General features: G+C 31.5%; 14 protein-coding genes, 11 tRNA genes and 1 riboswitch. Of the genes, 3 read left to right on the top strand and 22 right to left on the bottom strand.

Annotation, left to right across the window (positions count from 1 at the left end; genetic code table 11):
• Nucleotides 1-137: 137 nt before the first annotated feature.
• Nucleotides 138-656 (bottom strand): energy-coupled thiamine transporter ThiT, encoded by a 519-nt coding sequence (locus LRR82_RS02380; RefSeq protein WP_249029908.1) that lies wholly within the window; start codon nt 654-656, stop codon nt 138-140.
• A 69-nt stretch (nt 657-725) separates the two neighbouring features.
• A riboswitch (TPP riboswitch) is annotated at nt 726-824 on the bottom strand.
• A gap of 94 nt (nt 825-918) precedes the next feature.
• Between LRR82_RS02380 and LRR82_RS02375 the strand changes: the two genes are divergently transcribed.
• On the top strand, nt 919-2,109 hold the full coding sequence (locus LRR82_RS02375) for an acetate/propionate family kinase (protein ID WP_249029907.1): 1,191 nt from the start codon (nt 919-921) through the stop codon (nt 2,107-2,109).
• Nucleotides 2,110-2,132: 23 nt separating this feature from the next.
• Here LRR82_RS02375 and LRR82_RS02370 read toward each other — a convergent pair whose 3' ends face one another.
• The 3 genes from LRR82_RS02370 to LRR82_RS02360 all read right to left on the bottom strand — a co-directional run bounded on the left by LRR82_RS02370 (nt 2,133) and on the right by LRR82_RS02360 (nt 4,561).
• Complete coding sequence (locus tag LRR82_RS02370) at nt 2,133-2,651, bottom strand: hypothetical protein (protein WP_249029906.1); 519 nt, start codon at nt 2,649-2,651, stop codon at nt 2,133-2,135.
• A gap of 140 nt (nt 2,652-2,791) precedes the next feature.
• Nucleotides 2,792-3,715, bottom strand: coding sequence for a glycerophosphodiester phosphodiesterase (locus LRR82_RS02365; protein ID WP_249029905.1), 924 nt, complete (start codon nt 3,713-3,715; stop codon nt 2,792-2,794).
• 9 nt (nt 3,716-3,724) lie between these two features.
• Complete coding sequence (locus tag LRR82_RS02360; protein ID WP_249029904.1) at nt 3,725-4,561, bottom strand: DUF368 domain-containing protein; 837 nt, start codon at nt 4,559-4,561, stop codon at nt 3,725-3,727.
• 213 nt (nt 4,562-4,774) lie between these two features.
• On the opposite strand from LRR82_RS02360, the gene glmS reads away from it, so the two are divergent.
• Entirely contained in the window at nt 4,775-6,589 is a 1,815-nt protein-coding gene (gene glmS, locus LRR82_RS02355; protein WP_249029903.1) for a glutamine--fructose-6-phosphate transaminase (isomerizing), read from the top strand.
• A gap of 68 nt (nt 6,590-6,657) precedes the next feature.
• Here glmS and LRR82_RS02350 read toward each other — a convergent pair.
• From LRR82_RS02350 to LRR82_RS02270, 17 genes are all read right to left on the bottom strand, one after another.
• Nucleotides 6,658-6,733, bottom strand: a tRNA-Phe gene (locus LRR82_RS02350).
• 4 nt (nt 6,734-6,737) lie between these two features.
• A tRNA-Asp gene (locus tag LRR82_RS02345) sits at nt 6,738-6,814 on the bottom strand.
• Between the two features lie 4 nt (nt 6,815-6,818).
• Nucleotides 6,819-6,895: transfer RNA gene (locus tag LRR82_RS02340), tRNA-Met, on the bottom strand.
• A gap of 32 nt (nt 6,896-6,927) precedes the next feature.
• A tRNA-Ser gene (locus tag LRR82_RS02335) sits at nt 6,928-7,020 on the bottom strand.
• A 12-nt stretch (nt 7,021-7,032) separates the two neighbouring features.
• Nucleotides 7,033-7,109: transfer RNA gene (locus LRR82_RS02330), tRNA-Ile, on the bottom strand.
• A 38-nt stretch (nt 7,110-7,147) separates the two neighbouring features.
• Nucleotides 7,148-7,224 (bottom strand) — tRNA-Met (locus LRR82_RS02325).
• Between the two features lie 22 nt (nt 7,225-7,246).
• Nucleotides 7,247-7,322, bottom strand: a tRNA-Ala gene (locus LRR82_RS02320).
• Nucleotides 7,323-7,344: 22 nt separating this feature from the next.
• A tRNA-Pro gene (locus tag LRR82_RS02315) sits at nt 7,345-7,421 on the bottom strand.
• Between the two features lie 9 nt (nt 7,422-7,430).
• Nucleotides 7,431-7,507, bottom strand: a tRNA-Arg gene (locus LRR82_RS02310).
• An 89-nt stretch (nt 7,508-7,596) separates the two neighbouring features.
• Nucleotides 7,597-7,685: transfer RNA gene (locus tag LRR82_RS02305), tRNA-Leu, on the bottom strand.
• 5 nt (nt 7,686-7,690) lie between these two features.
• A tRNA-Cys gene (locus tag LRR82_RS02300) sits at nt 7,691-7,765 on the bottom strand.
• Between the two features lie 230 nt (nt 7,766-7,995).
• On the bottom strand, nt 7,996-8,703 hold the full coding sequence (locus tag LRR82_RS02295; protein WP_249029902.1) for a LytR/AlgR family response regulator transcription factor: 708 nt from the start codon (nt 8,701-8,703) through the stop codon (nt 7,996-7,998).
• A gap of 174 nt (nt 8,704-8,877) precedes the next feature.
• On the bottom strand, nt 8,878-9,927 hold the full coding sequence (locus LRR82_RS02290) for an ABC transporter substrate-binding protein (RefSeq protein WP_249029901.1): 1,050 nt from the start codon (nt 9,925-9,927) through the stop codon (nt 8,878-8,880).
• Nucleotides 9,911-10,720, bottom strand: a complete 810-nt coding sequence (locus LRR82_RS02285; protein WP_249029900.1) for an ABC transporter permease — start codon at nt 10,718-10,720, stop codon at nt 9,911-9,913. The genes LRR82_RS02290 and LRR82_RS02285 overlap by 17 nt, the downstream gene beginning before the upstream one ends.
• Nucleotides 10,720-11,562 carry an ABC transporter permease gene (locus LRR82_RS02280; protein ID WP_249029899.1) on the bottom strand — a complete coding sequence of 281 codons (843 nt, stop codon included), beginning with the start codon at nt 11,560-11,562 and terminating at the stop codon, nt 10,720-10,722. Before LRR82_RS02280 ends, LRR82_RS02285 begins: the two co-directional genes overlap by 1 nt.
• Complete coding sequence (potA, locus tag LRR82_RS02275) at nt 11,562-12,605, bottom strand: spermidine/putrescine ABC transporter ATP-binding protein (protein WP_249029898.1); 1,044 nt, start codon at nt 12,603-12,605, stop codon at nt 11,562-11,564. The genes LRR82_RS02280 and potA overlap by 1 nt, the downstream gene beginning before the upstream one ends.
• A gap of 11 nt (nt 12,606-12,616) precedes the next feature.
• Complete coding sequence (locus LRR82_RS02270; protein ID WP_249029897.1) at nt 12,617-13,150, bottom strand: helix-turn-helix domain-containing protein; 534 nt, start codon at nt 13,148-13,150, stop codon at nt 12,617-12,619.
• Between the two features lie 195 nt (nt 13,151-13,345).
• Between LRR82_RS02270 and LRR82_RS02265 the strand changes: the two genes are divergently transcribed.
• A complete protein-coding gene (locus LRR82_RS02265) occupies nt 13,346-14,704 on the top strand; it encodes an MATE family efflux transporter (protein WP_249029896.1) in 1,359 nt (452 codons plus the stop codon).
• Here the strand turns inward: LRR82_RS02265 and LRR82_RS02260 are convergent, their stop codons facing one another.
• A complete protein-coding gene (locus LRR82_RS02260; protein WP_249029895.1) occupies nt 14,705-15,190 on the bottom strand; it encodes a Gx transporter family protein in 486 nt (161 codons plus the stop codon). It abuts the gene before it with no gap.
• Between the last annotated feature and the right edge of the window lies 1 nt (nt 15,191).

Raw genomic sequence — 15,191 nt, 5'->3', positions numbered from 1 at the left:
ACTTTCCCTCATTTCATAACATTACTATTATACACAAATTTAGACATTGTTCAAAGCTTACCACCCATATTTTCAATAAAAGCATCAATATTTTAAACAAGAAACTTTTTATAATAAAAAAAGAAAACCGAAGTTTTCTATTTTTTAAACTGATTTTTTAATCTTGGATATAATAAAATAAATAAAATATAACAAGCAATACATGTTGCAATATTATATGGTAAATTGTATGTTAAATTCCCAATAAGTGGTGTTTGGAATGCATACCACCCTGATAATAAATGACTTATTGTTTTTAACACCATGATAATTATAATACTTATCGGAAATATTTTATTTTTAATATGTACTAGTGGAATTATTCCAGTTAATCCAACTAAAATCATTGGAATCACATAGTCAAACATCAATGATGCCATTCCATAATAAGTTGCAAATCCTAATACAAAATGTAATCCTAAACATACTAACGACACCAATACCCCATAACTCCAAGACATTAAATAACTACATAAAATAATAACTACTAATGAAAATGAGATATTTCCTCCTTGTGGCATTTGTGGTGTTAATTGTGTTAAAAATTCTAACACCAATTGTAGCCCTGCAAAAATTGCTACATAAACCATGTTTTTTGTTGTTAATTCAAATTTCATCTTTCTTCTCCTCTTTCTTCAAGAGCCTAGACAAATAAAAAAACTTTCTCAGTATTAACCAAGAAAGCATAAAAAACTCATTTGCTCTCTCTACGCTGGCATTATCCAGATCAGATCGTAAGGGACTAGGCAACACCTATCTCAGCTTTCGCGCCCCCGGCTCATTAACATTATACATATTTAACAAAATTTTACAACGTTTCCTTTTATTTTTCGACAATTTAATGTTATAATTAGCTAGACATAAATAGGAGGTATAATTATGGCAAAAGTTATTGCAGTAAACGCTGGTAGCTCTTCTCTTAAATTTCAATTATTTGAAATGAATGATGAATCAGTTATCACATCTGGTGTAGTAGAAAGAATTGGTTTCGAAGATGCTATCTTCACAATTAAATATAGTGGTAAAAAAGAAGTTAAAACATTACCAATTAAAGATCATAAAGTAGCTGTACATTTATTATTGGATACATTAATTGAAAATAAAATTGTAGACTCTTTAGAAGACATTAAAGGTGTAGGACATCGAGTAGTTCAAGGTGGAGCATATTATGATAAGTCAGTAGTAATTAATGATCAAGTAGTAGCTCATATTGATGAATTGAAAAAGTTAGCTCCGTTACATAACCCAGCTCACTTAACTGGATATTATGCTTTTAAAGAAGCAATTCCTTCAGCTGGTGCTGTTGCAGTATTTGATACTGCATTCCACCAAACATTGGAACCAAGATGTTTTATCTATCCAATCCCTTACAAATTCTATGAAGAACATAACGTACGTAAGTATGGAGCACATGGAACTAGTCATTACTATGTTTCTCAACGTGCTATTGATTTATTAGGAAATCCTGAAGAATCAAAAATAATTGTTGCTCATTTAGGTGCTGGTGGTTCATTAAGTGCGGTTAAAAATGGAAAATCTTTAAATACTTCTATGGGATTCACTCCATTAGCTGGTATTATGATGGGAACTCGTTCAGGAGATTTAGATCCTTCGGTATTAGACTATTTAATTGAAGTAGTTGGTATGGATATGAAAGAGTTAATTACAATGTTAAATAAAGAATCTGGATTATTAGGAGTTTCTGGTGTATCTAGTGATTTCCGTGATATTCAACAAGCTGCCAACGAAGGTAATGAAAGAGCTCAATTAGCGATTGATATTTTCTATCGTCGTGTTATTGCTTATATAGGACGTTACTTTGTAGCTTTAGGTGGTGTTGATGCTATTTGTTTCACTGCTGGTATTGGTGAAAATTCAGCGTTTGCTAGAAAAGGTATTATCGATTTATTAACAGATGCTTTTGGTATCGTATTAGATGATGATGCAAATGAAAATGGTTCAGGAGAACGTTTAATTACGAAACCGGAATCAAAAGTTAAAATCTATGTAATTCCTACAAATGAAGAATTAGTTATCGCAAGAGATACTAATCGTTTATTAGAACTATAAAAGACAGCAATCTGCTGTCTTTTTTATTTCAATAAATTATTACCTATAAACTCAACAATATCCTGCTTATCAGTTAAAACTTCGCAAAACGGCTTTCTTAAATCTAAGCGTTGCATATCTATTGAACGAATATCACTAAGCTGAATTCTACTACTCGTATATTCATTTCCCATTTTTATTTTAATATCCATTTCAAATTCCGGATTACATACCGAGCTTTTAATTGATGTACACGGTACTACTAACATCTTATATCCCAGATCTTTTAATACATAACACCAATGTCCATCCATTAATTCTTTTGGAAACCCTCTTCCAATATTAAAATACGCTAATTGATGTGCTGATGGTCTTGTTGGTACACGATAATAAGTCGTATCAATACTCCCCTTTCCATCTTTTACCAAATGACAATAAAAATACTCCAACTGACTAGTTAAATGAATAAGTGAATGTCCAAATTTTTCAACATCATACACTCCTGTTTTCTCTAAATTACACAAAGACTTCTCTATTTCTAACAAACTACTTTGAATACTCATAAAATCCCTCCTTATTAAAACATACGTAACATAAGTACTAAATTACTTTTTATTCCTGTATGTTTTTTTATTTTATGCCATCTTATTTAAAAAAGTACTCGTTGTTTGTCGAGACATTAAAAAAAAGCATCCTAAGATGCTTAATAACCCATTTCTTCTAAAGCTTCAAATAACAAATCAGGACGATCCGTAATAATTCCATCAGCCCCTTTTTCAATTAACATAATCATGTCATCATAATCATTAATTGTCCAATAATGAACAAACATATTATTGTGATGTATTTTATACATTACATAAAAGTTTGTTAAATCAATTCCTGATTGTTCTAACGGTAATTGTAATCCTGCTGCATCAAAATCCATAAAGAATCCATATCCTACTAAATTCGAAATAATAAAATCATAAGCAGTTGGTTCATCCATCGAAGTAATAATACTAGGATCCTTAATCTCATTAAAATAAGCTAATGTTTCTTCATCAAAAGAAGCAACACAAACATATTCTTGTAACCCATAAGTAACAATATACTCATTTAATAAATCAGCAGCTATTTTTCCATTTTCTCCATCATCTTTGATTTCCATAATATATAAAACATCTGTTCCATAACGAGTAAACATATCTTGTACTTCCATTGGTACTAATTGTGCTAATAATTCTTCATCTGTAGTATCTCTATATACATATTCTCCATCTAAAGATTCAAAATTATAACCATAATTCATCTCTTTTAATTCATCATATGTATAATCATTAACATAACCACTATAATTTGTATAATCATCAATTGTTAAATTATGATGAGTAATCAATTGTCCATCTGCTGTTAAACATAAATCTGTTTCTAATACATCTACACCCATATCATATACATTTTCAAAAGCATAAACCGTATTTTCTGGATATAATAATTTTGCTCCACCATGGGCAATAACCAAAGGTGCTTCGCCTTGTTCCACTTTAAATGGTGTAGTTTCAACTCCACTTCCATAAGGAACTACTTGTAACAAAGCATAAACCATGATTATTACAAGAAACCCTATCCCAATTTTCTTTTTCATCTTTCTCTCCTAAGCAATCTTTTCTAATAACAAAACAATAACTCCACCGATAACAACGGCAATTACACTTGTAACAATTAAATACATATCATAAGTTGCACTAAATGGAATTAATACAATACTACTAGCAACTACTAATCCTAAAACAAAATTCATAGTAGTACTATGGTTTGTCTTTAAAAAGTGACCTGTTACTTTTGAACTAAGCACAATCCCTAATAAAATACCAATCATCATAAATGCTAATGGTACTAAAATATCAATTTCAAAAGATGTAACATTCGCAAGTAATGACTTAAATAAATAATATTTACCAATAATTAATAAAATCATACTCCCACTAACACCAGGTACAAACATTGCCCCACCAGCAATCATTCCTATAAAAATCATAGTTAGTATATAAATAATGGAAATCGGTGGAAATTCAGTAATAACAGTATCCATCTTCTCTGGTGCAAAATAACTAATCCCAAAAATGACTACAAACCCTATAAAGAAAGGAATCGCTTCAAACTTATCACCACTCATTTCTTTTTTTATTAATGAAGGAATCGAACAAGCAACCATCCCCACAAAACAATACATTGTTTGATCAGGAAACTTCCCAAACAAAAACTCTAAAACATTCGCAAAAACAACCAAACCAATACATGCTCCTAACCCTAAAAAACATAAAAACATCACATGTTGTTTACGATTGGTTTCCTTAGTAGAAAACAATCCACTAATTGAATCCATTACTTGATTAAATATTCCAAGTACAACCATCATTGTACCACCACTTACACCTGGAATGATATTCGCCATCCCTACAGCTATACCGCCTATTAACACTTTTAACATATCTTTCCTCCATCTATTTTACTGTTTTAGTTTACATTATAATAATCAATTAAACAACCATTTTCATATTATAAAATTATTAATTCATATCCTGTAACAAGCTGTTCATAATCTGTAATACTATTGTATTTATATAGCCCTTTACATATACTATGACTACTGTATGTCTATCATCAATTGGACATACAAATAAAGAAAAGGGGAATAGAAATAATGTGTGGAATTAGTGCCTATATAGGTAATAACAATGCAGTAGATTTTTTAATACAAGGATTAAGTAAATTAGAATATCGAGGTTATGATTCAGCAGGTATCACTATTTTAAATCATGAAAATCAGTTTGTTACAACTAAAAAACAAGGAAAATTAGTAAATCTTATGGAAGCATTAAAAGAAAGTAAACAAGTTGGATATATGGGGATTGGTCATACTCGTTGGGCTACTCATGGAGTTCCTTGTGATGAAAATTCACATCCTCATTGTAATAAGAACAATACGATTTCATTAGTACACAATGGTATTATTGAAAATTATAGTATTTTAAAAGAAGAACTAATAAAAGATGGTTATGAATTCTTATCAATGACTGATAGTGAAGTAATTGTACATCTATTAGATAAATATGATAATGGAAATATGTTGGAAACAATCAATCATGTAATACCAAAATTAGAAGGAAGTTATGCATTATGTATTATGGTGGCGAGTGATAAAGATTGTATGTATGTTGTTAAAAAAGATAGTCCTATCGTGCTAGCTTGTGATGCCAACGCTAGTTATGTAGCTAGTGATATACCTGCTATTTTAGATTATAGTAAAAATGTATATTTTATGGATGATTATCAGATTGCTAGAGTTGAAAAAGGAAAGATAACTTTTTATGATTTAGAACAAAATATTATTATCAAAGAGCCTACTTTTATTGCTTATGATAATCAAACAGCACAAATGGATGGATATGAATCATTTATGTTAAAAGAAATATATGAACAACCATTTGCTTTACAAGAAACATTAAGAGGTCGTATTGTAGAAAATAAAATTTTCTTCAAAGAACTAAAAGATTTAGACAAAAAAGTAAAAGAATTCCAACGTGTTTATATCGTTGGATGCGGTACTGCCTATCATGCTGGTTTAAGTATTGTAGACATAATGGAAAAGGATTTACAAATACCTGTTAGTTGCACTGTTGCTTCGGAGTTTCGCTACAATGATCCAATTATTAACCAACATACACTAGCTATCTTTATATCCCAATCAGGTGAAACAGCAGATACATTAGCTGCACTAAAACTAGCCAAAAGCAAAGGTGCTACGACACTATCAATTGTTAACGTGCTATCTTCATCGATTGCTAGAACAAGTGATTATACTACCTATACTTGTGCAAACTTAGAAATTGCAGTTGCAAGTACGAAAGCTTACACCACCCAAATAGCAACTCTATTATTGTTATCAAAATATATGTATCAAGAGAAAACAAATCAATTAATAGATAATCAACTATTAACAGAACTACAAGAAATACCAACCATTCTAAAAACAGTAATAAAAGATAGTGATATTTTTAAAAATTATGCAAAAAAAGTAATTCAATATCATTATGCATTCTTTTTAGGAAGAGGATTAGATTTTCCGACTGCGATGGAAGGTGCATTAAAATTAAAAGAAATTTCTTATATCCATGCAAGTAGTTATATTGCTGGCGAATTAAAACATGGATCTATTGCTTTGATAGAAAAAACAAGTCCTGTAATTGCTTTAGCACTACAACCAAACATTATTAAGAAAACAATTAGTAATATTCAAGAAACAATTGCTAGAGGTGGTGATGTTATTTTAATAACAACGAAACCTAACAAAGTAGAAGGAACTTATGCTACTTATTATTTACCAGAAGTACATCCATCATTAATGCCAATTGTTGCAGCAATACCAATGCAATTTATCGCATATCATGCTTCAAAATTAAAAGGCTACGATGTTGATAAACCTCGTAACCTTGCTAAGTCAGTAACTGTCGAATAAAGGCTGGATATCCAGTCTTTTTCTAACTATTTTTTTGTAAAAAAAAAGTATCAAACGATACAATTAAATGGTGGCTCCAGCCGGAATCGAACCAGCGACACGAGGATTTTCAATCCTCTGCTCTACCGACTGAGCTATGGAGCCATTATGGCGGTCTGGACGGGACTCGAACCCGCGACCTCCGCCGTGACAGGGCGGCATTCTAACCAACTGAACTACCAGACCATAATGGTTGCGGGAGAAGGATTTGAACCAACGACCTTCGGGTTATGAGCCCGACGAGCTACCAGACTGCTCCATCCCGCGATAATATAATACTCTATTTACTTTTTTAAAAATGGCGGAGGTTGAGGGATTCGAACCCCCGCGGGACTTTCATCCCCTGTCGGTTTTCAAGACCGATCCCTTCAGCCGGGCTTGGGTAAACCTCCGCGATATTAAATTGGTGGACCCTGTTGGACTCGAACCAACGACCGACCGGTTATGAGCCGGTAGCTCTAACCAACTGAGCTAAGGGTCCTTGTTGTTGTTTCGTACCTGGGGCACCTTTTAAAAAATTGGTAGCGGGGAAGGGATTCGAACCCCCGACCGACCGGGTATGAACCGATTGCTCTAGCCAACTGAGCTACCCCGCCATCATGGCGTAAACATTAATAATGGTGGAGCCTAGCGGGATCGAACCGCTGACCCCCTGCGTGCAAGGCAGGTGCTCTCCCAGCTGAGCTAAGGCCCCATTACTTGGTATAAATTTTAAATGGTCGGGAAGACAGGATTTGAACCTGCGACCCCCTGGTCCCAAACCAGGTGCACTACCAAGCTGTGCTACTTCCCGAAATATAATTGGCGCGCTAGGCAGGAATCGAACCCACAACCTCTTGATCCGTAGTCAAGCACTCTATCCAGTTGAGCTACTAGCGCAAGTTGAAACCGGAACGCTTAATCATCTTATCACAGCCGTATAACCATTGCAAGAACTTTTTAAACTTTTTTGATTTCATAATTTTAAATGGTGCCCAGGGCCGGAATCGAACCGGCACGGATTTTAAGGTCCGCAGGATTTTAAGTCCTGTGCGTCTACCAGTTTCGCCACCTGGGCAACATTGGAGGTTCCAACCGGACTCGAACCGATGATGACAGAGTTGCAGTCTGTAGCCTTACCAACTTGGCCATGGAACCATCATTATCTTCTAACACGTTGCTTATTTATTATAAACTAACGAAATAATAAATGCAAGTATATTTTGAATTATTAAACTGTTTTTTTGCTATAAACTTTAACCAGATAGTGGCTTGTTTCAGCTAGTTTATAATATCATATCTTTACTTGCATTGCAATTATTATTTCTATGTTTTTTATACGATTTTTGCTTTTTGTAGCTATAGCATTGTTTTTCTTAAGAAAAAAATTATAATTTTTTAAACAAATCTTCTTTGTACTTTTCCTCTAACTCAATTGCATATTTTCTACCTACTGTCAGCGTAATATCTTTATCCAAAACCACTGTTTGTTTTTGCAGTTTTACTACCTTATCTAAATTAATAGCATATGATTTATGAATCTGTAAAAAATTAATTTCTGGAAACTTTTCAAAGAAATCTAAAAAACTCATCCTAAAATCTAACTCACCACTTACTGTATGTAATACAATATGATGTCCAAACGACTCCGCATATAATACATCATTATGAAACAAAGACATTCTTCTTCCATTATAATCAAATACTGTCATCATAAATTTTTTACTTAATCTTCTATTTACTATTAATACCAACTTATCTAAATCTGCTTCTAAATGCGCTTTTCTAACAAAATATAATGGTTGTACCTCTAATGATCGATGCATTAACCCTGTCTTACTAGAAATAAAAACAATAATTTTTTCTTCACTAACTTGACGTATTCTAGAAGCAATCTTCAGACCATTTGTATGAGAATCATTTAAATGAATATCAATTAAAAATATATCAAAATCATCAATATTAATATTATCTGAAAATTGTGTACTAATAGTACTAACACTTACATTTGAAATAATTGTCTTAAAAGCAGAGATAACCATCGGTTCTAATTTATCTAAAAAACTTCGATCATCGTCTATCATTAATATACGCATATAATCCTCCCCATATTTTTTAAATTCCATTCAATTCAATACCACACAAACTGAACGTTATTTATCATAATACTACTATTTTAGTATAAATTCCACTTTTTATCACAAACGACGTTTTTTTATCACAAACGACATAAAATAATAAAAAAAACAACTTTTCAGTTGCTTTTTTTATTATTGAGTTAATATTTTTTCCCAATAACTACTATATAATTCAATTATTTCTTGGCTTTGATAAGCAAAACACTCATCATTTTCACCAATCACGAAAGAATATGCATCATTTCCAACAAATTCATCTTGTGACGCTACGCTTGCAGCATATACATTTGTACTATAGTAACCTACTTCCAATGTATTTAATAATGCAACTTCATCACTAATCATATAATTCATAAATGCAGTAGCTAATTCTACATTTTCGCAATCTTTTGATAAAACCATACCATCAAACCAATAGTTAGTTCCTTCTTCTTCTGGTAAATAGAATGCCATATCTTCATTTTCAGCCAATACCGTTGCTGCATCTCCTGAATATAATACAGCAATTGCTTTTTCACCACGAATCATACTATCAATAACTTCATCCCCAACATATACAGGATCCATTATTTCACGTTGGTCTATCAACCATTGTGCTGCTTCTGCAATTTCAGTCTCATCCGTACTATTCATAGAATATCCTAATGATTTTAATGCTGGAATAAATGAATCTCTTACAGAGTTATACATATAAATGTTTCCTGCATATTTTTCATTCATTAAAAGACTCCAACCTTCTTCTACATCCTCTTGATCCACAATTGTAGTATCATAAACAATTCCTACATTTCCACAGAAATAAGGAACCCAATATACATTTTCAGGATCAAAATCTTGATATAAAACATCTTGGTTTAATCCATCTAAATTTGTCATTAAAGACATATCAATTTCTTGAATCAAATCTTCTTCAATTAATTTCTCAATCATATATTCTGATGGAATCATTACATCATAAGAATTACCACCTTGTAATTTAACATACATTGATTCATTTGTATCAAATGTTTCATAAATAATGTTACAATCATATTCCTCTTCAAAAGCATCTAAGACATCTTCATCAATGTATTCTCCCCAGTTAAATACTTTTAAAGTTTCTTTGTCGCTATCACTACTTCCACAACCTGTAAGCCCAACTACTAGTAAGCTCGCTAAAAACATTTTAAACATTTTGTTCATTTCTAACTAATCTCCTTCTCTTTTTTACCATCATTGGAACAATTGTTCCAATAAGAACAGCACACAAGACAACAACTAATACAATTGTTGATAATGCATACACGCTAGGATTTGTTCTTTTTGTCATGTTATAAATAACAATCGATATATTTTCAACCCCATTTCCTGTCACAAAGTACGAAATAATGAAATCATCAAACGACATTGTAAAAGACATTAAAGCTCCCGTAAAAATCCCTGGCTTAATTTGTGGAATAATTACCTTAATAAGAGCTTGAAATGGGCTAGCGCCTAAATCCATTGCAGCATCCGCTAAATTAGGGTCTAACTGCTTTACTTTTGGATAAACATTCGTTATAACAACCGGTGTACAAAAAGCAATATGTGCTAAAAGTAAAGTCGTATAACCTTTTTCCATTCCTAAAAAGGAAAAGAATATCATTAATGAAACTGCTGTAACAATTTCAGGATTCATAATAGGAATATTATTTGCTTGTAAAAGCATACTACGTACTACCTTTTTATTCTTTGATAAACCAATTGCTGTCATAGTTCCTAATACTACAGAAACAAAAGTAGCAATGATGCCTACTGATAAAGAAACTTTAATTGCATCGATCATGCTAGAATTATCAATTAAATCAGCATACCAACAAAATGAGAATCCTTCCCAAACAGATAAAGAAGTAGAATCATTAAAAGAAAAGATAGCCATAATAACAAGTGGCAAATATAAAAAGAAAATCAATGCACTAATTAATGCAATACTAGGTATTTTTTTTGATTTTTTCATTATCGATCCTCCCCAGCAACAGAACTATCCGCATATTTTTCTAATCTATGCATCAAAGCCATTGCAAGAATTACCAATGAAGCCAATATCAAAGATATCGCACTACCAAAGTGCCAATTCCCAATTGTAATAAATTGTGTTTCTATAAAACTTCCAATCAAAGTATATTGTCCTCCACCTAATAACTTAGGAATAATGAACGATGAAATAGCCGGTAAAAAAACCATGGTAATCCCCGTCAACACCCCACTAAAAGATAAAGGTAACGTAATTTTTCGAAAAGTAGCCATTGGACTAGCCCCTAAATCATTACTAGCCTCCAATAAAGAATGATCCATTTTTGATAAAACAGTATAAATAGGTAAAATCATAAATGGTAAAAAATTATAAACCATCCCAATACCAACTGCAAAATCCGTATATAACAAATCAAATACCGGTAAACCTAAACTTGCAAGAAAACTATTAATAATACCTTTTTTACTAAGCAAACTAATCCAAGCATAAGTTCTCATCAATAAATTAATCCAAGTCGGAAAAGTAATCAACAAAATAAGTATTGTTTGTGTTGACTCTTTAAACTTAGTAATAGCATAAGCTACTGGATAGCCTATTAACAAACAAATAACCGTAGTAACAATTCCAATAAAAAAAGAACGAACCAAAACAGCTACAAAAACAGGATCAAAAAACTTTGCAAAATTATCTAACGTAAACGAAAATGTAGTAATTGCAGTCCCTTGTTCTACACATGCATAAAATAGAATAAGTAACATTGGAACAAATGTTAATACAAACAACCAAAAACAATAAGGACCTATTAATTTTTTAAAATGTTTCATTAATACATTCCTAATTTATCCATTACATGGATATCCTCTGGCCAGAAATCTAATTCTACTGTTTTCCCTAGTTCACTTATGTCTGTTGTATGTATTTTATATTCACGAATATTAGAAGTAACCATTATTTCATAATGTACTCCCTTAAATACAATAGAAGATACTACTCCTCTTATTTTCCCTTTACCCACTTCTACAATATCAATATCTTCAGGACGAATAACAATATCTATCTCTTGTCCTTCATCAAATCCTTTATCAACACATTCAAAATTAACATCATCAAAATTCACCAAAAAGTCCTTTACAAAAGTACCTTCAATTATATTTGAATCTCCTATAAACTGTGCTACAAAACGATTCTCAGGTTCATTATAAATATCAATAGGTGACCCTATTTGTTGAATTGCTCCTTCATTCATTACTACAATTGTATCTGACATCGTTAATGCTTCTTCTTGATCATGTGTAACATATACAAAAGTAATTCCTACTTCTTTTTGAATATTTTTTAATTCTAATTGCATTGACTTTCTTAATTTTAAGTCCAATGCTCCTAAAGGTTCATCTAATAATAATACTTTTGGTTCATTAACTAATGCCCTAGCAATAGCAACACGTTGTTGTTGACCACCTGAAAGTTGATTAATTTGTCTTTTCCCATAGTCTTCTAGATTTACTAATTTCAACATTCTATTGACTTTAAAATCAATTGTTTGTTTATCTAATTTTTTAATTTTTAAACCAAATGCTATATTATCAAATACATTCATATGTGGAAATAAAGCATATTTTTGAAATACTGTATTTAATTCTCTTTTATGTGGTGGTAGTGTTGCCATATCTTGACCATTAAAAAGTACTGTTCCACTATTCGCTTCTTCAAATCCACCTAAAATTCTAAGTGTCGTTGTTTTTCCACAACCACTAGGACCAAGTAATGTTACAAATTCCTTTTCATTTATATCTAAATGAATACCCTTTAAAACTACTTGACCATCGTATTCTTTTGTAAGATTACTTAATTCAATTAATTTTGCCATTGTTATTCTCCTTAAAATATTGGTGGTGTTGATACCCAGATCACCTTAGCCACACTATCTCCTGTATTTTTTATAAAATGTCTTAAACCACTTTTAATATAAAAAGTTTCCCCTTTACGCAAAGTTAACACTTTTTCTCCATAGTTTAAACTTACTTTTCCTTGGATAACATATCCAAACTCTTGTCCGTCATCTGGCTCTAAAACCATCGATGTAGCACCAGAATCAAGCGATAATAAAATTGGTTCCATTTCATTCTTTTGAGCATTAGGAACAATATACGATATTGTATATCCTGATTGTTCATTTTCAAAAAAGTCATCTTTTTTGAAAACTATTTGTTCTTCCTGCTTTTCATTAAAAAACTCTTGGAGGTTTGTACCAAGGGCTTCTAGAATATACTCTAATGTAGTAATCGAAGGGGATGTTAAGTCTCTTTCTAATTGAGATAAAAAACCTTTTGTCAATTCACTACGATTTGCAAGTTCTTCTAACGTTAAATGATTCGCTAATCTTAACCGTTTTATCTTCGCACCTATTTCCATACATCTTCCTCCTTGTTTCATTAATAGAACTATTTGTTTTATTTATCGAACAAACATATTATACTTCCTTCTAGACAAAAAGCAATAGTTTTTTTAAACTTTTTGTTTAATATATAAAACCTTTGATTCTAACAATGTATTTACATTTAAACAGTCTAGCTATATAATAGTTGAGATGAAAAGAGGAAGTACAAGATGTCTAAAAAAAGAGTTGATTTATTAAATGGCCCGATTGCCATTTCTTTAACAAAATTGTCATTACCCTTAATGGGAATGAGCTTTTTACAAATGGCTTATAATTTGATTGATATGGTATGGATTGGTAAATTAGGTGCTGGAGCAATAGCAAGTATTGGTACTGGAGGATTATTCATTTGGTTGAGCCAAGGTATTCATACGATTGCACAATTAGGTGGTCAAGTTTATGTTGCACAAAACTTAGGAGCTAAAAAGATAAAAGAAGCAGCTGATTTTGCACATGCCGCTATTTGTTTGAGTTTTTTAGTTAGTTTTCTATTAGGGTGTTTGTATTTCTTTTTTGCTAAACCATTAGTTGGTTTCTTTGAGTTATCAAGTCAAGATATCATTTTAGATTCTATTGCCTATATTCAAGTGACAGGTGGACTTATTTGTTTTTCTTTATTAAGTAAATTATTAACAGCATTAATTACTACTACTGGAGATAGTAAAACCCCATTTATGGCTACTACTGTTGGTTTAGTATTTAATATTATTATGGACCCTATTTTAATATTTGGTTGGTTTGGTTTTCCAACATTAGGTGTTTTAGGAGCAGCCATTGCTACTGTAACTGCTCAATTTATTGTTTTTAGTATTCTTGCTTATCATGCATATAAAGATACACATTTATTTAATCATGTTCATTTGTTTTCTTTACCAAGTGGTGAAAAATGTTTAAAAATTATCAAATTAGGATTTCCAACAACATTACAAAATACTGTATTTCCTTTGATTTCTATTTATTTATCTAAAATTGTTGCTAGTTTTGGAGATGAAGCAATTGCAGTTCAAAGAATTGGATCTCAAATAGAATCTATTTCTTGGATGACCGCGGATGGCTTTGCTATTGCAGTGAATAGTTTTGTAGCTCAAAACTATGGTGCTAAAAATATAAAAAGGGCTGTGAAAGGATTTTATCAATCTGCACTTATTTTAGGTGCTATTGGAATCTTTGCTAGTTTATTATTATTCTTTGGATCAAAACCAATTATCTCTATTTTCTTAACAGAACCAGAAGTAATTCAAATGGGTGTTGATTATTTAGTAATCTTAAGTGTTTCTCAATTATTTATGTGTTATGAGATATTATCAACCGGGACGTTGAATGCTTTTGGTAAAACAGCATATCCTGCTATTATTAGTACAGTTTGTACTGGATTACGTATCCCAATGGCAATGATATTGTGTAGTACTGCACTAGGTTTAAATGGAGTTTGGTGGGCAGTATCCATTTCTACGATATGTAAGGGATCTTTATTATTTATCGTCATTAACTTATTTATATTCAAACTGAAAAAGACAACGATTGAATAATCATTGTCTTTTTATTTGTTTTACTACCTTTTGGCAGAGCAATCCTATCAAGCATCCACTAATAACACCACTTATTAACAAACCAACAAAATAATAAATGACAGAAATACTCTCTAATAAAATCATTGCTACTAACAATTGCCCAATATTATGAAAAACAGCACCTATTATACTATTTCCTACGATACTAAATAACTTACTACGATAAGCCAAATACATCGCTATCATACTAATCGTACATCCCGCTAAACTAAACGCCAAACCAAAGAAACTACCGAAAAGAAGACTAACTAAAACCACTCTTACTACACTAATCATATATGCTTCTCGAAAAGAGAAGTAATAAATACTAAATAACACCACGCTATTGGCCAATCCTAATTTTATCCCTTGCATTGCAAAAGGGTTTGGTATCATCATTTCTATATAGCTACAAAGTAATGCGACACAAGCAAACATTGCAACACTAGTTATTTTTTTTGTCATT

Source organism: Tannockella kyphosi (assembly GCF_021054785.1).
In the GTDB taxonomy this organism is placed as follows: Bacteria; Bacillota_I; Bacilli_A; order Erysipelotrichales; family Coprobacillaceae; genus Tannockella; species Tannockella kyphosi.
Note: the sequence above shows the minus strand (reverse complement) of the source record. Positions and strands in the feature narration are given on the sequence as shown.